Origin of the sequence: Dehalobacter sp. DCM, assembly GCF_024972775.1 — a bacterium.
Taxonomy (GTDB): domain Bacteria; phylum Bacillota; class Desulfitobacteriia; order Desulfitobacteriales; family Syntrophobotulaceae; genus Dehalobacter.
The window spans coordinates 1,127,631-1,147,215 of record NZ_CP092282.1 but is presented as its reverse complement, the minus strand read 5'-3'; the positions used below and the strand labels follow the sequence as shown (position 1 = coordinate 1,147,215).

Genomic DNA, 19,585 nt, shown 5'->3' with positions numbered 1-19,585 from the left:
GGAAAAAGTCTTCCTTTCATTTTATCAAAGGAAGACTTTTATTACTTTTGTTTAACCAAAACGTATTCTTTTTGCGGTTTACTTCGAAATCTTAACAGCACACACCTTATATTCATAGGTGCCGGATACCTTGTCGCAGGCACCGTTGGTCAGAACATTGACTGGTGAATCCACGTAGTGGAACGTCATGAAGACCATACCCGGCGGTACCTTTTCCGTGAGTTTGACGCGTGTCTGAACTTCACCCCGTCGGGATGTGACGGTAATTCTGTCTCCGTCGCGAATTTCCAGTAATTTGGCATCCTCAGGATTAACTTCGGCCATTTCCTCCGATGAATAAGCGCTCAGTACGCTGGAATACCTTGTGGAAATGTTATAATGGCTGAGTTTACGGCCAGTACTTAAGAGGAATGGGTATTCCTTGTCCGGCAGTTCATCCGATATCCGTGCATCAATTGGCATAAACAAACCCTTGCCCCGAGTACAACCATCGATATGCAGAATCGGCGTTCCGGGATGGCTATCGCAGGTGACCGGCCACTGCAGCCCGTGTGTTCCCAGTCGGTCATGGGAGATTCCTGTATACTGTGGGGTCAGGGAAGCTATCTCATTTATGATATCCGTCGTCGTGCGGTAGCCGAAATCAACGCCCATCCGGCTGGCAATAGCACATATGATCTGCCAGTCCGGTTTTGCTCCTTGAACAGGTTCAACTGCCTTATTGACCATCTGGACGCGACGCTCCGTATTGGTAAACGTCCCGGTCTTTTCGGCATAACTAACACCGGGGAGCACGACATCGGCGAGTTTGGCTGTTTCTGTCAGGAAAATATCTTGGACAACAAGGAAATCCAGCGCCTGCAGTCCTTTGCGCACATGGTTGGCATCCGCATCTGTAGATACAGGATCTTCACCCATGACATACAGCGCTTTTAATTTACCGGATAAAGAGGCCGCAAACATATCCGGAATCATATAACCCTTATTCGGATTTAAGGATACATTCCAAGCCTTTTCAAATTTCTCACGGACTTTTTCGTCTTCTACTTTTTGATAACCGGGGTAGAAATTAGGTAGAGCACCCATATCGCAAGCCCCTTGGACATTGTTCTGCCCGCGCAGCGGATTCACGCCGGAATTCTCTTTACCCAAATTCCCTGTTATCATTGCTAAATTAGCAAGTGACATAACATTATCTGTTCCGGTTGTATGCTCTGTGATCCCCAGTGTATAGAATATCTGCGCACTTTCAGCTGTCGCATAGATTTCGGCAGCTTCAAAGAGTTTTTCCACAGAAACACCGGTTACTTTACTGACGTATTCCGGGGTATATTTGGGTAAAATCGTCTCAAGTTTCTCAAAGCCTTCCGTACGTTTTTCGATAAAGGTTCTGTCTTCCCAGCCTTTACTCAAGATAATATGCATCAGACCATTAATGAGAGTAATATCCGTGCCCGGCCGCAGACGCATCCAAACTTCGGCATGTCCTGTAAGTTCGATCCCCCTGGGATCGGCCACAATCAGCCGACAGCCGTTACGGACAGCCTGTTTGATTTTGCTGCCGATAACCGGGTGTGCTTCTGTGGTGTTGGATCCGATAACAAAAATCACCTTGGAACGGGGTATTTCGCCAATGGAGTTCGTCATTGCTCCCGAGCCGAATGAAGTGGCCAGACCGGCCACGGAGGGAGCGTGTCAGGTACGGGCGCAGTGATCTATGTTATTGGTTCCGATCACCGCGCGCATAAATTTTTGCATGGCATAATTATCTTCATTGATACAGCGTGCCGAACTTAAAGCACCTATCGAATCGGGGCCAGACTCTGCCTTGATTGCAGAAAATTTCTCGGCAATCAAATCAAGCGCTTCATCCCATTCAGCTTCTACAAGCTCACCATCTTTACGGATCAACGGGGTCGTCAGGCGGTTCGGGCTGTGGATCGTATCATAACCGAAGCGGCCTTTAACACATAATGCTTTACCATTAACAGGCGCATCTGGGCTTGCCGTGACCCCGACCACTTTTCCTTCCTTGACATTGAGATCAAAATTACACCCTGTCCCGCAGTAAGGGCACGTTGTCCGAACTTTTTTAATTTCCCAGGGCCGTCCTTTGCCGACCATGGCTTTTTCCGTTAGTGCACCAACCGGACAAACCGCCAGGCAAGAACCACAGAATACACATTCCGATTCGCCATATGGCAGATTGAAGGCTGGCCCGACCTGAGTCTCAAACCCGCGCTTGGAGTAGTCTAACACATTATTGACTTGGATTTCAGCACAGGCTCTGACACACTTGCCGCAAAGAATACATTTATTCATATCCCGGAGAATAAACGCATTGCTGTCCTCCACATCGGTCTGGCGTTTTTCACCATGGAATACATCACCTTTGATTTGATATTCATAGGCATAACGTGACAAATCACAATCACCCATTTTTTCACAGGTAAGGCAATCAATATCATGATTGGCCAAGATCAGTTCTAAAATGGTTTTTCGCGCTTCTATGATTTCCGGCGTCGCTGTCCTGACAACCATTCCCGGTGAAACTTCCATAGTACATGCTGTTGCCAAATTGCGCATACCTTCGACTTCAACCATACAAAGTCTGCAGGCTCCCCAATTGGTCAATTCCGGCGCATGGCACAGGGTCGGAATAGAAATACCGTTTTTTCTGGCTGCTTCCAGAATCGTTGATTTAGCCGATACAGACACCATTTTCCCGTCGATTTGGAGTTGAACCTTGTCCACACTCTCACTCCCTTTCACAGAATTATTTATAATTGGCTGATGGCATCAAATTTGCAATTTTCCTTACAGGCGCCGCATTTGATACAGAGCTGAGTATTAATGACATACGGTGTGTTTTTGTCACCTGAAATACATCCCACAGGACAGACCTTTGCACATTTGCCACACCGCTTGCATTTTTCACTATCGATGGTATATTCCATAAGCGCGGTACAAGCATGAGCGGGACATCGTTTTTCCAGGATATGCGCTTCATACTCATGGCGGAAGTATTTTAATGTAGCCAAAAGTGGATTCGGTGCTGTTTGTCCAAGACCGCAAAGTGATGTGCGCTTAATAACTTTCGCCAACCGTTCAAGCGTCTCCAGATCTTCAATCTTACCATCACCTTTGGTGATCCGGACTAAGATTTCCAGAAGCCGCTTCGTTCCTTCTCGGCAAGGTGTACATTTGCCGCAGGATTCCTTCTGGGTAAAGCTTAAGAAAAAGCGGGCAATATCAACCATACATGTCGTATTGTCCAAAATGACCATACCACCCGATCCCACCATAGCCCCGGCTGCTGTCAGGTTATCATAATCCACTTCAAGATCCAGCATTCCCTCCGGGAGACAACCTCCTGATGGACCGCCAATCTGTACGGCTTTAAATGTATTGCCATCCTTAATCCCACCGCCGATATCAAAGATGATCTCCCTAAGCGTCATACCCATAGGCACTTCGACTAACCCGGTATTGTTGACCTTCCCGGTCAGGGCAAATATTTTCGTTCCTTTACTCTTTTCAGTGCCAAACTGCGTATACCAATCGGCGCCATTACGCAAAATGTATGGCACATTGGCCCATGTTTCAACGTTATTGATATTCGTAGGTTTGCCCCAAAGGCCTTTAACAGCAGGATAAGGTGGTCTGACGGTAGGCATGCCGCGTTTTCCCTCGATGGAAGCAATGAGCGCGGTTTCCTCGCCGCAGACAAAAGCGCCTGCACCCTCTTTAATATGGAGTTTAAAGTTAAATCCAGAATTTAATATATTATTGCCCAAGATTCCGATTTTCTCCGCTTGGGCGATGGCTGTTTTCAGTCTGTCAATGGCCAGCGGGTATTCGGCACGGCAATAAATGTATCCTTCGTCAGCGCCAATCGCATAGGCACCAATAAGCATCCCTTCAATCACGGCATGCGGATCGCCTTCCAGAACGCCCCGGTCCATGAATGCACCCGGATCACCCTCGTCAGCATTGCATATCACATATTTTTTATTGCCTTCAGATTGACGGCATAAGCTCCATTTTAGGCCCGTCGGAAAACCTGCGCCACCTCGGCCTCTTAAACCAGATTTTTTTACTTCGGCTACAACGTCATCTGGACTCATCCTCTTAACTGCCTTTTCCAATCCCTGATAACCATCTTTGGCCAGATAATGGCTAATTTGCTCGGGATCGATCTTGCCGCAGTTATCTAAGATAACACGCTGCTGCTTGGCGAAAAGGTTAACGGTTTGAAAATTATCAGCATACTCTCCCGAGGTGGGATCCTGATAGAGGAGTCTCTGTATTTTTTCATCCCCAACAATATCCTTAGCAATAATTTCCGGAATGTCTTCCGATTTTACTTTTGTATAAAATGTGTTACCAGGATCAATAATGACTGTGGGGCCCTGCTCACAAAAACCATGGCAACCGGTGGACCGCACATCGACATCAGTGATATTTCTTTCGGCCAATCCCTCTTTCAGTAAATCGATCAATGTCTGTGACCCGGACGAATAACAGCCTGTCCCATTACAGACCAATATCTGTTTATTGCTCTTGTCCGGTTCCAAAATGACAGATATCAACTGCTTTCTCTTTTGTCTGCAGGCCATATCATCATGGCAGAGCGGTCCCAGCGTTCTGCACGAAACATAATCGGAACAGGGATTGGTAGCAGTATGATGACATTTTTCACAACAAGCGTCCGCTAAAGTCTTCATAACTTTTATCCTCCCCTATTCAAACTTCTTAAGTATTTCCGGTACTTTACCGGTATTCATGTTTCCAAACACCTGACCATTGATGGTCATGACCGGAGCCAAGCCGCATGCGCCAATGCAAGCGACTGTCTCTAAGGTAAATTTCTGATCTGCCGTGGTTTCACCAGCATCAACGTGAAGTTCCCTTTCAATCTCCGTTAATACTTTCTGCGCACCTCGGACATGGCAAGCTGTTCCCATACAGACACGGATCAGGTTACGCCCCGCGGGCTTCAGCCTGAACTGAGCATAAAATGTGGCAACACCATACACTTGCGCTTCCGGCACTTTGAGTCCCTTCGCAATTGTCCGCATTACATCTTCCGGCAAATATCCGAAGACTTCTTGAGCCTCCTGGAGTACGGGGATCAATGCACCGTTATGGCCTTGATGAGATGCAATGATTTCCTGTAGCCTGTCCTGTTTGGGATCGACAATCGTTTTTTCGGGATTCGAGTCACAACACTTACACATACTCATTCTCCTCTAAAATTGTCATAACATTCCAAAAGCTTACTAAATTGGAATTTTTCTAAAATAGCCACCTATGAACAATAGATTACACCATTTTCTGTAACCAGTAAAGACATTGTGAAATCATGCGCTTCCGCATCAATCTTGTCAACAATTTGACAAGAATAAGCCAGTCCAACAATTGTGACATTGTCTCTAAGCTGTGGAAGAAACCGATCATAAAAGCCTTTCCCAAACCCGATGCGGTTACCTCTGCCATCAAAAGCAACTCCTGGAACTAAGACGATATCAATATCGCTTGGCACGACGACGCGTGAATTGCCAGGGCGCGGCTCTCTGATTCCAAACATGCCAATCTGGACATCTTCTTCTAAACGCTTTATCTCATAGGGTATAATGATCTCACCCTTACATAACGGGATCACCAATCTTTTTCCCGCTTGCAGCGTATCTTCCGCTATTCCTCCGGTATCGACTTCATCCCAATAATTTAAGTACATCATAATTGTCCCAGATTCTTTATATATGGGCAACGACAATATATTCCTTTCAATAGCAGCGTTTTTTTGGCTGCGCTCCTCTTCGTTGATTGCTCTTCGATTTTTTAGAATCGTCTTTCGAAGAAGATTTTTTTCAGTCCTATTCACATTGATTCCTCCTATTTACTTAAAAACCTGGGATAGAGCATGTAATATGCCAAAACCTGCACGAACGATTGATTTCATTAAAAAATGTAAGATAATGCAGGATACATAATCGATTTTTACCGACAAATTTCATGATTCATTGATACTATTTCGCGATAATCATACAGGTATAATTATTCTTTTGACAAAATTATCCCCATAGATAGCGAGCGAATAATAAGTTGTTTCTTATTTTATCCACATTATCCACAACGATTGTGGATAATTCTTTCACCTATCGAATAAGTTCGTTTCATGTCAATATTTTGTCGTATTATGCTTTAAATAGAATAGGACCCTATTTTCAAAATTCCGAAAATAATATGTCTGTGTCGTTTCCTCATATAGTAATAAGAACGATTCACACCTGTTACGATAATCTTCTATAGACTTAAACCCGGTATTGCATTTAACTTCCATAAAGCAAAATCCTGCTTCAGGTAACGATAATACCCAGCGAGAGCAATCATAGCACCATTATCTGTACAGTAGACCGGTGAAGGGTAAACAAAACGGACCTCGCGTAAATTGAGTTCTTTTTGAAGAGCTTCTCTTAAATTACTGTTAGCTGCGACCCCCCCGGCTAAAGCAAATGTTTTGGCAGGAAAGCGGTCTAAAGCCTTTAGTGTTTTTTGGACAAGGACGTCGACAACAGCAGCCTGAAAAGAAGCTGCCAGGTCCGAGCTATTTAAACTCTCCCCTTTCATTCTTGCACTGTTCAGTGTGTTTAGAACCGATGATTTTAACCCGCTGAAGCTAAAATCAAGACTTCCGGGTTCCAACATTGCTCTCGGAAAGTCAAAGGCGGTTTTATTCCCGCCGACAGCAGCCTTCTGTATGTTTGGACCACCGGGGTAGCCAAATCCTAAGGCGCGGGCAATTTTATCAAAGGCTTCCCCTGCTGCGTCATCACGGGTACTGCCAATAACTTCGTAATCCAAATGTCCCTTGAAAATGATCAAGTTCGTATGTCCCCCAGAAGCTAAGAGTGCCAGTAAAGGGAATTCCAGGTTTTTATGTTCAAGGTAATTGGCATAAACATGTCCTTCCAGGTGGTTCACCGCAATCAAGGGAATTCCGGCGGCATAAGCCAATGCCTTGGCAAAAGAAACACCAACAAGCAAGGAACCGACAAGACCCGGTCCATAGGTTACAGCAATTGCAGATAAATTATCAAACTGCAGGCCCGCTTGTTTAAGGGCTTCATTCACTACCTGGCTAATATGAACACAATGTTCTCTCGAGGCAATTTCCGGAACCACACCGCCATATTTCTGGTGCGTACTGATTTGCGAAGAAATGATATGGCTTTTCAGTTCCTGGCCATTCAGCAGCACAGCTGCTGATGTTTCATCACAGCTCGTTTCTATTCCTAAAATAATGATGTCTTGCTTTGCTTCCATACGTTGCTTTTCTTTCATATCCTCTTTACTCTTAATTCGAAAGTTATTTCCAATGATTACAGGCTGGCCCACATAATAATGGCGTCTTCTTGGTTATCGGAATAATAATTTTTGCGCCTCCCTGCCGCCCTAAACCCTAACTTTTCATAAAGGTTTCGTGCGGTCTGATTGGATACCCTTACTTCCAGTGTAAAGCGCAGGATTCCTTTACCCAACATATGCTGGATTACCTGTCGCATCAAATATTCTCCCCATCCCATGCCGCGGCATCCCGGCCATATTGCAATGTTTGTGATATGGGCTTCCCCCATAACAACCCATAAACCCATATATCCTATGACCGCGTCATCGAGCTCCAGGCAAAAATAGTGGGCCAATGTGTTGTTCTGCAACTCCGAGGTAAACGAAGCGGTCGTCCAAGGGGTTGAGAAGGATGCCTCTTCAATGGCGATAATTGCCGGGATGTCATTCAGGGTCATGCTACGAATAACAGGATTCCACTGTCCCGTATCACCCGCTGTGTTGTCTGATGTATGTTTGTTAACCATTTTTATCACCCAGCTCTATCAGTATTCCTGTATTTTATGCTTTTATCTACTGATAGTTTACATGGACGCCCTCTGTTTCTTTAAATAATTGACTTCCGCTTCCGACGCCCGGATATAGACTGGTTCAACGGTGCAAAAACCATCCAACGGTCTGTTCGTATTCCATACTTTCCATGTTTCACTGGCAGCATAGGCACCTCTGGGCAGATAATGATATTCCGACAGAATGACTGCCTTGCTCCCAAGACCTTGCTGTAAAAAAGGTTTTGCTACGGTAACAGCGTCTCCGGCAAAGAAAAAACAGTTACCGTCGTGAATTAGTTCTTCCAGAAGCGCATCCGGTGCTATCGCTTTTGGGCCTTCTATACACTCTCTTTGATCATCCTGCCATTGGTAACGCGCATAATACCACTCATTTTTCCGAGCGTCAAGAATGACAATGGTGTCTTCCGGCCTGCCATTCCCTGCCCAGGATAAGGCATCCAGCGAGGAAACCCCTACGATAGGGATATTCATCACTTGGGCCAGACCTTGAGCTGTAGCGATACCAATACGAATACCCGTAAACGATCCCGGTCCGCGTACAACACCGATAAGATCCACTTCATTCAGTTTCCAGCCTGATGCTTGAAATAGCTGATCCACCATGGGGATAAGCCTTTCGGAGTGCGTTTTCCCGGTATGGAGGAATCCTTCACAAATTAATTTCCCATCTTCACCAAGGGCTAGTGCCGTAATCTTAGTTGTTGTATCGATAGTCAGGTATTTCATATGCCTCTCACAAACCTTTTTTTACACCTTTGTATTCTTCTCTATTTTATCAGAATTCAAGCCACTCGGGTATGTCTCTACCGGATAAAATGATTCGCCGTTGTTCGATGCCGCTGCCCTCTATGCGGATATCGATTCTCTCCGTGGGTAACAATCCCTCAATGATCTCCGGCCATTCCAACAGACAGACACAGTCGTTGGTGAAATAATCCGTTGCCCCGATAACCTCCGCTTCTTCTGGATATTTTAGCCGATAGAGATCCATATGGATAAACCGCAGTCCGGTAAAACGGGTATTGTATTCCTGAATCAGAGTAAATGTTGGGCTCGTGATATTTTCTTTTACGCCAAGTCCCTCGCCGATTCCTTTAGCTAAGACAGTTTTACCGGAACCTAAATCACCATAAAGACAAATAACCAAACCTGAATGGATGTTTTCTCCGATAGACTTACCCAGTTTAAAAGTCTCTTCCGGACTGCTTGATTCAATTATTTTTTCCATACAGAGCCTCCTGAACCATGTTTCAGTATTTTATTGTACATATCCGCATATACCGGATGTTTCTTCTTTTATTCGGGTTTAACGATAGTCCCATTAATCAGTACTGTTTCTGGAACGGAATGGAAACCGAGCGGTTCCCCGTCCCAAATGACGATATCAGCATCCTTGCCTTCCGCAAGTGAACCTATTCGGTCAGCAACACCTAAAATCTCAGCCGGCCAAATCGTAATGGCCTTTAAAGCATCTTCAATATCCATCCCGCTGCGAACCGCCATAGCCGCACATAATGGCAAATACTGAATTGGCGTCACCGAATGATCGGTCATAATCGCCACTTTAAGACCCGCTTTAGCTAAGACTCCGGGTGTGCTGAATGTCCTATCCTTCAATTCAACTTTGGCCCTATTGGTGAACGAAGGTCCTATTGCCGCCGGGTAGTGATACTTCTGCAGGATATCTGCGATTTTATGCCCGTCAGTGCAATGTTCCAAAACGAGATCGACGTTAAATTCACGAGCGATCCGTATCGCTGTCATAATATCGTCAGCCCGATGAGCATGTGCCCTCAGTGGAATCTTTTTTTCCAGGACAAGCTTGATGGTTTCCAGGCCAAGGTCACGTTCCGGCAGTTTATCCGGGTCTGTTTTCCCCTGCTCCAACTTTTCTCGATAGTTTTGGGCATCAACCAGTGCCTGTCGTAACAAGGCTGCCGTTCCCATTCTTGTCATCGGCATTTTTTTTTGCTCTCCATAAACCACTTTAGGGTTTTCACCGAAAGCAACCTTTAGACCAGCCGGTTCTCTCAGAATCATTTCTTCGACAACACGACCGGCCGTTTTTACGACAACGCCTGTTCCCCCAATAACATTTGCGCTCCCCGGGCACGTGAAGGCGGCGGTTACACCGCCAAGACGGGCATCCCGAAAACCTTCATCTTCCGGATTAATACCATCGATAGCACGAAGCTCCGGTGTCAGTGGATCAGTCGCTTCATTGATATCATCGCCTTCGTATTGAAATATTTCTTCCCCAATTCCAACGTGACAGTGCGCATCGATATACCCCGGCAGGACCCACTTACCCTGTGCAGAGATGATTTTAACATTTAGATCCGTACTAAGTCCGAATACCTCTTTTAAGGTATTCTCAGAATAAGGCATATTTTCCGGTCTGCCAGTTTCATCTTCTGAAAAATCACAGGGTAAAATTTTCGCTATCTTCCCCTCATTAACTAAAATACTTCCTACAAATTCTTTCTCTCCGGTCATCGGTTTAATCATCCCGTTCGCGATGATTATTGGCTCGTTATTCATTGGCTATTATTCCTCTCTATTTCTTACAAAATCTTTGTACCCAGTTACTTCTTTAAATAGAAAAACAGAAAAATACAAAATGAATGGGCTGATCCGCATTTTCTAAACATATTTCATCGAAAGACTAACACGACCTCTGGCTGCATCGATACCGATGACTTTTACCTTGACGATATCGCCGACCGAGACAACTTCCATCGGATGCTTGATGTAATGCTCACTTATTTCGGATACATGAACGAGACCATCGTTTTTCACTCCAATATCGATGAATGCACCAAAATCGACAATATTCCGTACCGTCCCCTCCAAGCTCATCCCTACTTGCAGATCTTCTAATTTCGTAATATCCTGCCGAAGAAGCGGACGGGGAAGGTCCTCTCGCGGATCACGTCCTGGTCTGAGCAGTGCTTCAATGATATCTTTTACTGTTGGCACACCCGCCTGAAGTTCTCGTGCCAGGATTTCCGGATCAAAGCCGCCTAATCCAGAATAGACACGGGTGGGATCGGTCTTAAGGTCATCGCAGCTCAGACCTGCTTTCTGCAGTATTTCTGCTGCCAGTGCGTAGGATTCGGGGTGCACGGGTGTGTTGTCAAGATAATTGTCTCCATCCGGCAGACGAATAAAACCTGCGCATTGCGTATAGGTTTGCTCACCAAGCCGTGATACCTTTTTGAGTTCCTCTCGGCACCTGAATTTTCCATTTTTTTCTCTGTAAGAAACAATGTTTTTGGCAACGGTATAATTAAGTCCGGAGACAAATTTCAGGATTGACGGCGACGCGGTATTTAAATCTACACCAACCGTGTTAACACAAGATTCAACGACCCCGCCCAAAGAACTTTCTAAAAGCTTGGGCTGGATATCGTGCTGATATTGTCCAACGCCGATGGCCTTCGGCTCGATTTTGACCAGTTCAGCTAAAGGATCCTGAAGTCTGCGGGCAATCGACACAGCACTTCTTAAGGATAGGTCAAAGTTAGGAAATTCCTCTTTGGCCAGGGGTGAGGCAGAATAAACAGAGGCGCCAGCTTCACTGACCAGAATATATTCGAGCGAACGCTTGCTTTCCCGGATATATTCTGCGACCAGTTCCTCGGTTTCACGCGAAGCTGTTCCGTTACCAATAGCGATAATCTGGACACCGTATTGTTTAACAACCTTTTCAATGCTCGTCTTGGCCTCTTCCCATTTATGTTGGGGAGGGTGCGGGTAAATAACCCCAACTTCACCCAGTTTTCCTGTCTCATCAATAAGTGCCCATTTACAGCCGGTTCGATAGCCGGGATCCAGGCCCATAATCACTTTATCTCTGACCGGCGGTTGGAGAAGCAACTGGCGCAAATTAGCTGAAAATACTTTAATTGCCTGCTCTCCGGCACGCGTCGTTATTTCTGCTCGTATCTCCCTTTCAATCGAAGGAGCAATAAGCCGCTTATAGCCGACAGCTAAAGCTTCTCTAACAAAATCTTGGCAAGGACTTTCGCGTAAATACTTTCGTGTGAGTAACTCTAGAATTTTATCTGATTCGAGTGTGACCCCTACAGAGAGAAATTCCTCTTTTTCGCCGCGGTTTAATGCCAATATTCGGTGCGGAGGTATTTTTCGTACGGGTTCGCGGTAGTCATAATACATTTCATAAGCGGAACGCTCTTCTTTTTTTGCCTTTGCCGTTATTTCCGCCCATTCGTAAGTCTTCATCCGGATGAGTTTGCGCGTCTCGGCATCATCTGAAACAGTCTCTGCAATAATGTCCAAGGCGCCGTTTACAGCTTCATCCGCATTATTCACTCCGAGTTCCGGATTAATATATTTATGTACCTCAGAATCGATATCAATCCACTTAGGCTGGCTGAATATCATATTAGCCAAAGGCTCCAGTCCTTTTTCGCGTGCAACCGACGCCCTGGTTTTCTTCTTTTGTTTGTATGGCCTGTACAAATCCTCAACTTCCTGAAGTTTTACAGCAGCTTCTATTTTTATTCTCAGTTGATCGTTAAGCTTGCCCTGTTCATCGATCAAACGAATAACTTCTTCTTTTCTGATTTCAAGGTTGCGCAGGTACTCCAACCGATCAACCAGTGTCCGAAGAACAGTTTCATCCAGTTCTCCTGTCGCCTCCTTACGGTATCTGGCAATAAACGGGATTGTATTGCCCTGATCCAGGAGTTTTACCGTCTCTGCGACTTGCCAGGACTTGAGCCCAAGTTCTTTAGAGATCGTGCTGACTACATCCATTCGTTAACCCTCTTCCTTCACTTTCCGCTCATAGCCTACGTGGCTTCGCGGCCATTCGTTCAGCCATGAATAAAGAAAATCAGCGTTACGGTACGCTGAATTCATTCGTACTATGTAATTTGTATCTCTCTCAAGAAAATTATATCTCTGCGAGCCCAAGGCTGATTTCTATCGCTTCATCGACCCTGAGCATTATTTCCTCATCCAGAACAGCTACTTTTTCCTTCAAACGGCTCTTATCAATGGTTCTTATTTGCTCGGTCAATATAACAGAATCTCGTTCTAGTCCGCTCCGTCTTGCTTTGACCTCAACGTGGGTCGGCAGCTTAGCCTTGGAGATCTGGGATGTGATCGCAGCAATGATGGTAGTCGGGCTGTACTGGTTTCCAATATCGTTTTGAATCACCAATACGGGGCGGATACCTCCTTGTTCGGAACCAACTACGGGGTTCAGTTCGGCATAAAATATTTCCCCGCGTTTAATACTCATAGCCGACACTCCAAGCTAATTTTTTTTCATAGCGAATTGTCGCCTCTTCTTCAGCTTGACAAAGGTCACAGGCCATCGACAAATTGATTTGTGCCATTTCTACATACCCTTGCCGCATCTGCTCGCGTATGCCCGCCTTCCGTCTCTCTAACAGAACGCTGTAAATCGCTTCTTTAATAAAATCGCTTCGGTCCTTCTTCTCAGAGGAAACGATTTCATCTACTTCATCAATGATGCTTTCCGGCAAACTTACAATTATACGTCTGGTCTCTGCCAAACCAGGTCCCCCCTAACGGCCGTGGAAGGCTCATATTAACTCATCTAATTTATTATAGCGATTTACGACCTTAAGTGTCAACGAACCTGTCGATAAGGACAGGCTTTTTTACTCAAATATCGCTGTTTTTATTGATGTAATTCTTTCCAGATTTGCGCAGCAGTTCACTAGTACAACGTATTTGAAATAACTACACAAAAGATTATCTCCAACATTTACTTCAAATTAGGTCTGCGTGCCACAGTTCCGGCGACAAGCGGAGCATGGATTGCGTAGCGCAACGGTCCATGGATGGACCTAAGTTAAAATTCGCCAAGGAGGGCAAAAGAATTTTAACTTCCTTAACGCAAATTCATGGAGGGCACAAGAGCCGAAAGCGGAATGTGGCATGCAGACCAACCGCAGAATAAAGCTTACGTATTTATTACAAATACGTTGTACTAGGTTAAAAATCGACTGACGACTGCCTGATGTGCTGCTGTTTCAATTTGATCTTCCAATCTTTCCAGTTTGCCGCTGCCATACCTCCTTTTCAAAGCCAGCCCCAGCAGCAAATCAGCCATATGCGGATTTTTTGGGAGCAGAGGGCCATGAAGATAGGTGCCAAAAACATTTTTGTACCGGACACCTTCTGATTCATCTTCACTGTTATTGCCGTAGCCTTGAATAACTTTCCCCAATGGTTTAAGCCCTTGTCCAAGATAGGTCTTCCCGGAATGATTTTCAAACCCAACTAAGGTATTGAATTCAACCCCATACCGATTATCCACAGTGTAAAATTCCGAAATGCTTTCTCTTAAATCATGATCTATTTCAATAATGACATTACCAATTAAGCGCTTATTTCCAGCGACTGTGTTGAAATCAAGTATTTCCAACCCGGGTATCCTTTTACCCTCGCCAGTCTGGTAATACTGTCCTAATAGCTGATACCCGCCGCAAATCGTCAGAAGAACCAAGCCGTCTTCGATCGCCGCTTTCATTTCACGCGATCGCGCGCTTAAATCCGCAACTAAGAGGTTTTGCTCTCTGTCCGAACCACCGCCGAGAAAGATGATATCCGCTGTGGAAAAATCGACTGACTCCCCCAGCGATATTCTGCGGATTTCGACGTCAATACCTCGCCACTGGCAACGGGCAGCGAGCACCGCCACATTTCCCCGGTCGCCGTAAAGGTCCAATAGATCCGGATACAAGTGATAGATTACAAGCTTCATATACTTTCCGCCTTATTTCGTTTCAAATCTGTCTTTCTTCTGACCAGGATATCCCGCATGGGGAATAGAGCCGTATACGTTGGAAGAATATACATTGGGTTGTTTTCTTTAACCTGATCATCTGTCGGTCGATCATCCGTTAATTCATATTTTGCAGAATCCTGTTCCAAAAGGAGGACAGCTTTTTCCAAAGAAGGTTCCAGAGTTAGTTCTTTCTCCAGAAATCCGGCATATTTCAGCCGCAGTGCCATATCTTCCGCCCTGAGCCCTGCGCAGATAATTTTCCGGATATCCGCTTTCCGCTCAGCCAGTATTTCAAAATCGACATCCCAAAGCCAGGAGATATCCCGGCCATCAGCAGCCAAATCATTAATGGCAATCAGCAGACGCAATTCCCTTGGATCCTCCGTAATCGTTCGAATAACTTGATTGAAACCAGTGGGATTTTTTACCAACGTCAGAGTCGCTTTGCCCCCCGGTAGCGTGAATGGTTCCATTCTACCCGCATCAGGAATATACTGTTGAAGTCCCTGTCTTATACTATCTCTGGAGATTTGCATACGTTCTGCCGCACTGAATGCAGCCAAGGCATTATATAGATTATAACTGCCTTGCAGATTAAGCCGAAATGGTTGCTTGTCGATTTCAAAAGTGATGCCACCACTCGCCTGATACACCGCTTTTGCTTCTATATACGGGTCTGGACGCTTGAATCCACAGTTTAGGCAATGATAAATCCCCAGCTGTCCGTAATGGAAAAGTGAATATGCCAATTCCTCACCACATTGTGTGCAAAATCGGCCTTCCCGCGTCTCCGTGCTTTTTTTTCTGCTGGAGGGTATACTATCCGCTCCATAATAATAAACACGGCTCCGCCCGGCTCCGATTTGAGCAACAAGTGGATCGTCAGCATTAAGAATCAGTTCTGTTTCTGGAGGCAGCGATTGCCTGACTAGTTTAATCGTCGTATCCAATTCTCCATAACGGTCAAGCTGGTCGCGAAAGAAATTCGTGATGACGGCGATACGCGGGGTCAATTGTTTGCACAAAGCCGGTAATGTTGCTTCATCCACTTCCAGCAATAATATCGATGCCAACGGTTTACCGGTAAAGGTTGTGTTTTGCAGTAAGGCACCGGTGATTCCGGTCAGCATATTAGCCCCTTCTCTGTTGAAAGCGATCTTCTTACCTGCTGTCTGGAGTATAGCGGCTAACAGATTGTTTGTCGTTGTCTTACCATTGGTTCCAGTAATGATGATAGCACCCTCCGCAAAGAGAGATGCCAAAGATTTGATCATAAAAGGACAGATCTTTAACGCAATTGCTCCAGGCAAGGTCGTTCCTTTTCTGCCTAAGAATTTCATTACGCTTGATATAATTTTACCGAACCAAAGTGCTGTCCAAAAGCGCGCTCGCATAGTTACTCCAATCACCCATCAAAATTGCAATAAAATACTTTACGAAAATAGTAACACTCAATAATATAACCTAATTAAGCCATAAAATAAACACCCAGTATACCGTTCTTTAAATACTTGCGATTATTCACATTTGGGGATAGCCGGCCGCACATGACATTAACTGCATCTAAATAGTAAAATGTCCCAGAATGCAAATGGGCGATACTTGAACTTGATGTCAACCTTATGGATAATGAGAACATAATCCTATCTTTCATCCTTTTAAAGTATTTTTACGGAGGTACACTCTATGATCTTTGATTATCTGGGAAAAAGCCCTGTATTGGGTAAAGACGTCTATCTTGCTGAAGGGGCAAAAGTCATCGGCGACGTCACCATCGGCAGCCAATCGAGCATCTGGTTCAACTCGGTGCTACGGGGGGACATTGCTCCGATCATGATTGGCAAAAACGTAAATATTCAAGATTTAAGTATGATCCATGTGAATACAAACCTGCCTACGCTGATCGAAGATAATGTATCTGTTGGACACGGGTGTATTCTTCATAGCTGCACCATTCATAGCGGCAGTCTCATCGGAATGGGTACGATTATCTTGAATGAATCGGAAATCGGTATGAATTGTCTTGTAGCTGCAGGATCACTGATTCCCGAAAGAAAAAAGTATCCGCCTCATACTTTAATCATGGGCTCTCCCGCCAAAGTTGTCCGGGAACTAACACCGGAAGAAATTGCAGCTAATCAAAGACTTTGCGAGAGCTACATCCGACGTTCCTGGGAATATCTCAACAGAGTATCAACAATTTGATTCAACATTTCCAAATAAACCTGATTATCATTGAAATCGCCATATGGGTGAATTAGTACCAATTAATATGGGTCATAGCAATCAAGGCTGGCTAATAAACATCGATTTATTAGTCAGTCTATTTATTTTGCTTTAAGCCTATGGCACTGGTCAATTTTAGGAATAGAATGTTGCAATAATAACCGTTTCAATCTGAAACAATGTGTTTTAAATCATGCCGGATTGCTAGAAAACACCTTCATAATTCTATCTCTCTCATTGGCATAGTTGATGCAATATATAAATGGGTGTGGAAGATGAGGCTTTCGGCATTATCGTGATGGATGGTAATTTCAATTTGGTTTTCCATGAAGCGCAAAGCATCGCATCTTTAAGGCGAGTCTATGAGCGACTGGGAAATCGTCTGTGAAGCGGCTAAGCGCTTTGGCGATGATATTCATAATTACTTAACGGAAGGAGGAAGAAAATTAAGGACTATGTGTACCGAGGCTTGAACAGAGCGGAATTGCGGCTTATAACTCTTACGTGAACTTCACGAATAAGAAATATTTCGTATTACCGACTGCCGTACTAAGCAACAAACAGTGAGGCAGTGGCGGCCACGGAAGCCCAGGTCCAAACAGTTTCTGTCAGGACGAAAGCGTGAGGTGTCGTCGACAGACTCAACAGGTGGTAAACGAGACGGTTCGTACTGTAAAAACCGGGAAAACAATGCCCAATGCCATCGTCAATCTACGCGGAGCCAATGTAACTGCAATCATTTTATGCTCAGACCACAGAGAATAATAAGAATTTAGTATATTTAAATGGGAGGCTAAAATATGGAAATGAGTAAAAAGCCTATTGCTGCTAGTGTTTCATTCGGAATATTTATGCTATACCTTCTAAATTCCGGTAACGGTGCTGCTACCGGTGCCCTGTTCAGTATGTCTCAAATTTTCCCGGATGTCCCTTTTTCAACGATTTCAATGATCAATACGCTGCCGTCTATTACTCTGATTATCGGCTCCATTTTAATGTCATCGATCCTCGGCAAAAAGATTTCCTTTAAAACCGCCGGTATCGTTTCCTTCCTAGTCTTTGGCATCTTTGGAATCTTGCCGACATTCATCCATGGCACTTTTTATCAGATCCTAATCGCTCGTGTGCTTTATGGCTTCGGTGCCGGCCTTCTTGCTCCTATTGGCGCGGCTGCCTACCTGCGTTACATTCGTGACTACGAGACCCGTAGCAAATACTTGGGCTTCGGTAAAGCTGCTGATTTATTCGGTTGCTTCATGCTGACTCTTCTTGGCGGCTGGCTTGCAGCCATTCACTGGTCGTACACGTTCTTGGCATATCTGGTTGCATTTGTTGCTTTAGTACTCTTCCTGCTTACATTTAAAGAGCCCCCGACAATGGACGAACTCCTTAAAGCCGAAGGAAAAACAGACGCCAGTGAGTTCGAATCGGCTAAGAGAGTCAAGCTGGCTCCGAGACTGTGGGCTATCGTTGTTCTTTCTGTCTTTATCGGTATGGTTACCGGTCCTTTTATGATGAATTTCTCCAGTATTATCGGTTCTAAAATCAATGCGGGTCCTGGCGTCGCCGGTACCTTGCTCAGTATCTTCGTTTTGGCCGGAGTTGTATCTACGGTCATTACGGGGCCCTTGGTCAAAATGTTTAAGCAATTCTCCTTCTTAGCCGGTATGGTTGTCGCTATGATCGGCTGTCTTATCGTCGCAAATGCTATGAGTGTTGCCATGTTTACCGTTGGAATTCTCATCTTTGGTCTTGGTTATCTGGCTGTTCTCCCAATCATTGTTTTGGAAAGTTCTACGCTCACAAATACTGCCGGTTTGGCATGGGCCGCCTCCCTTTTCTGGATCGGTATGAATGTCGGTAACTTCCTTTGCTCCTATTGGGATGGCTTTATGCTAAAAATGGTCAACGGCGATTGGGGCGGGACTTATTATATCACCGGTGCTGCTGTTGTCATTATCGGTATTGCTTGGACCGCAATCATATGGGGCAGCCCAAAATGGAAAAAAACTAATTCAGAGACTGCTGCAAAATAGATTTCCTTTCGTGTATTTCAATAAAAAATCTGCTCCCGTGTTAAGAAAAGGGAGCAGATTTTTTATTGAAATATTCTTTTTCGATATGGCAGTACTATTCTACAACCTCGATGCTATCTCCCGGCTTGATCCAGCCCGGTGACAGTAATTTAGTAAATATACCTTCTCGCGGCATAACACAATCCCCTGCAATCCGTTTGATCGCGCAGCCACTGTTATGGCATTGCTTGCCTATTTGAGTGACTTCCATCAACGTCTCGCCGATTCTAAGTTTGGTTCCTACCGGGAGTTCGTATAAAATAATGCCTTCTGTTGTTAAATTTTCAGCGAACCTTCCATTATCAAGACCGGTAAGTCCGGCTTGTTTTAACTTATCAACACTTTCCGTGCCTAATAAGCTGACCTGACGATGCCAGTTGGCAGCATGCGCATCGCCAACTAAACCATGATTCACTTCAAAATAGCCTTTTTCAATTTCCTGTTTCGGGACACCGGTTGTTTCACTGATATTGACCGCAATAACTTTTGCCATGAGTTAAGACCCCTTCCAAAGCTAAAAAATAATGATGACGCTATATGACAGCATGAGATCGCAGATACTTATGTGCTGT

General features: G+C 44.9%; 17 protein-coding genes. 2 read left to right on the top strand and 15 right to left on the bottom strand.

What is annotated here, in order from left to right; genetic code table 11:
- Positions 1-78: 78 nt before the first annotated feature.
- The 14 genes from fdhF to LPY66_RS05445 form a co-directional block, all read right to left on the bottom strand.
- Positions 79-2,754 (bottom strand): formate dehydrogenase subunit alpha, encoded by a 2,676-nt coding sequence (fdhF, locus tag LPY66_RS05510; protein ID WP_337987094.1) that lies wholly within the window; start codon positions 2,752-2,754, stop codon positions 79-81.
- A gap of 26 nt (positions 2,755-2,780) precedes the next feature.
- Positions 2,781-4,727 carry an NADH-quinone oxidoreductase subunit NuoF gene (gene nuoF, locus LPY66_RS05505; RefSeq protein WP_337987093.1) on the bottom strand — a complete coding sequence of 649 codons (1,947 nt, stop codon included), beginning with the start codon at positions 4,725-4,727 and terminating at the stop codon, positions 2,781-2,783.
- Between the two features lie 15 nt (positions 4,728-4,742).
- The gene (nuoE, locus tag LPY66_RS05500) at positions 4,743-5,240 is read right to left on the bottom strand and encodes an NADH-quinone oxidoreductase subunit NuoE (protein WP_337987092.1); all 498 of its coding nucleotides are present in this window, start codon (positions 5,238-5,240) and stop codon (positions 4,743-4,745) included.
- A gap of 71 nt (positions 5,241-5,311) precedes the next feature.
- Positions 5,312-5,887, bottom strand: a complete 576-nt coding sequence (locus tag LPY66_RS05495) for a 5-formyltetrahydrofolate cyclo-ligase (protein ID WP_337987091.1) — start codon at positions 5,885-5,887, stop codon at positions 5,312-5,314.
- Between the two features lie 422 nt (positions 5,888-6,309).
- Entirely contained in the window at positions 6,310-7,347 is a 1,038-nt protein-coding gene (gene tsaD, locus LPY66_RS05490; RefSeq protein WP_443112459.1) for a tRNA (adenosine(37)-N6)-threonylcarbamoyltransferase complex transferase subunit TsaD, read from the bottom strand.
- Positions 7,348-7,385: 38 nt separating this feature from the next.
- Positions 7,386-7,877: a ribosomal protein S18-alanine N-acetyltransferase gene (rimI, locus tag LPY66_RS05485; protein ID WP_337987090.1), complete on the bottom strand. Its 492-nt coding sequence runs from the start codon at positions 7,875-7,877 to the stop codon at positions 7,386-7,388.
- Between the two features lie 57 nt (positions 7,878-7,934).
- Positions 7,935-8,648, bottom strand: a complete 714-nt coding sequence (gene tsaB / locus LPY66_RS05480; RefSeq protein WP_337987089.1) for a tRNA (adenosine(37)-N6)-threonylcarbamoyltransferase complex dimerization subunit type 1 TsaB — start codon at positions 8,646-8,648, stop codon at positions 7,935-7,937.
- A gap of 49 nt (positions 8,649-8,697) precedes the next feature.
- Positions 8,698-9,150 carry a tRNA (adenosine(37)-N6)-threonylcarbamoyltransferase complex ATPase subunit type 1 TsaE gene (gene tsaE, locus LPY66_RS05475; RefSeq protein WP_337987088.1) on the bottom strand — a complete coding sequence of 151 codons (453 nt, stop codon included), beginning with the start codon at positions 9,148-9,150 and terminating at the stop codon, positions 8,698-8,700.
- A 68-nt stretch (positions 9,151-9,218) separates the two neighbouring features.
- On the bottom strand, positions 9,219-10,463 hold the full coding sequence (locus tag LPY66_RS05470) for an amidohydrolase (protein ID WP_337987087.1): 1,245 nt from the start codon (positions 10,461-10,463) through the stop codon (positions 9,219-9,221).
- A gap of 102 nt (positions 10,464-10,565) precedes the next feature.
- A complete protein-coding gene (locus LPY66_RS05465; RefSeq protein WP_337987086.1) occupies positions 10,566-12,704 on the bottom strand; it encodes a Tex family protein in 2,139 nt (712 codons plus the stop codon).
- 139 nt (positions 12,705-12,843) lie between these two features.
- Positions 12,844-13,194 carry a type II toxin-antitoxin system PemK/MazF family toxin gene (locus LPY66_RS05460; RefSeq protein ID WP_337987085.1) on the bottom strand — a complete coding sequence of 117 codons (351 nt, stop codon included), beginning with the start codon at positions 13,192-13,194 and terminating at the stop codon, positions 12,844-12,846.
- Entirely contained in the window at positions 13,184-13,471 is a 288-nt protein-coding gene (locus LPY66_RS05455) for a CopG family ribbon-helix-helix protein (protein ID WP_337987084.1), read from the bottom strand. The genes LPY66_RS05460 and LPY66_RS05455 overlap by 11 nt, the downstream gene beginning before the upstream one ends.
- Before the next feature lie 440 nt (positions 13,472-13,911).
- Positions 13,912-14,688 carry a type 1 glutamine amidotransferase gene (locus LPY66_RS05450; RefSeq protein ID WP_337987083.1) on the bottom strand — a complete coding sequence of 259 codons (777 nt, stop codon included), beginning with the start codon at positions 14,686-14,688 and terminating at the stop codon, positions 13,912-13,914.
- Complete coding sequence (locus LPY66_RS05445) at positions 14,685-16,106, bottom strand: MurT ligase domain-containing protein (protein ID WP_337987082.1); 1,422 nt, start codon at positions 16,104-16,106, stop codon at positions 14,685-14,687. The genes LPY66_RS05450 and LPY66_RS05445 overlap by 4 nt, the downstream gene beginning before the upstream one ends.
- A 292-nt stretch (positions 16,107-16,398) precedes the next feature.
- Here LPY66_RS05445 and LPY66_RS05440 point away from each other — a divergent pair, with 292 nt between their 5' ends.
- Together LPY66_RS05440 and LPY66_RS05435 are read left to right on the top strand one after the other, a co-directional pair.
- The gene (locus LPY66_RS05440; RefSeq protein WP_337987081.1) at positions 16,399-16,917 is read left to right on the top strand and encodes a gamma carbonic anhydrase family protein; all 519 of its coding nucleotides are present in this window, start codon (positions 16,399-16,401) and stop codon (positions 16,915-16,917) included.
- 821 nt (positions 16,918-17,738) lie between these two features.
- Entirely contained in the window at positions 17,739-18,974 is a 1,236-nt protein-coding gene (locus tag LPY66_RS05435; protein WP_337987080.1) for an MFS transporter, read from the top strand.
- Positions 18,975-19,068: 94 nt separating this feature from the next.
- Here the strand turns inward: LPY66_RS05435 and LPY66_RS05430 are convergent, their stop codons facing one another.
- Positions 19,069-19,506, bottom strand: coding sequence for an MOSC domain-containing protein (locus tag LPY66_RS05430; RefSeq protein ID WP_337987079.1), 438 nt, complete (start codon positions 19,504-19,506; stop codon positions 19,069-19,071).
- Positions 19,507-19,585: the final 79 nt, after the last annotated feature.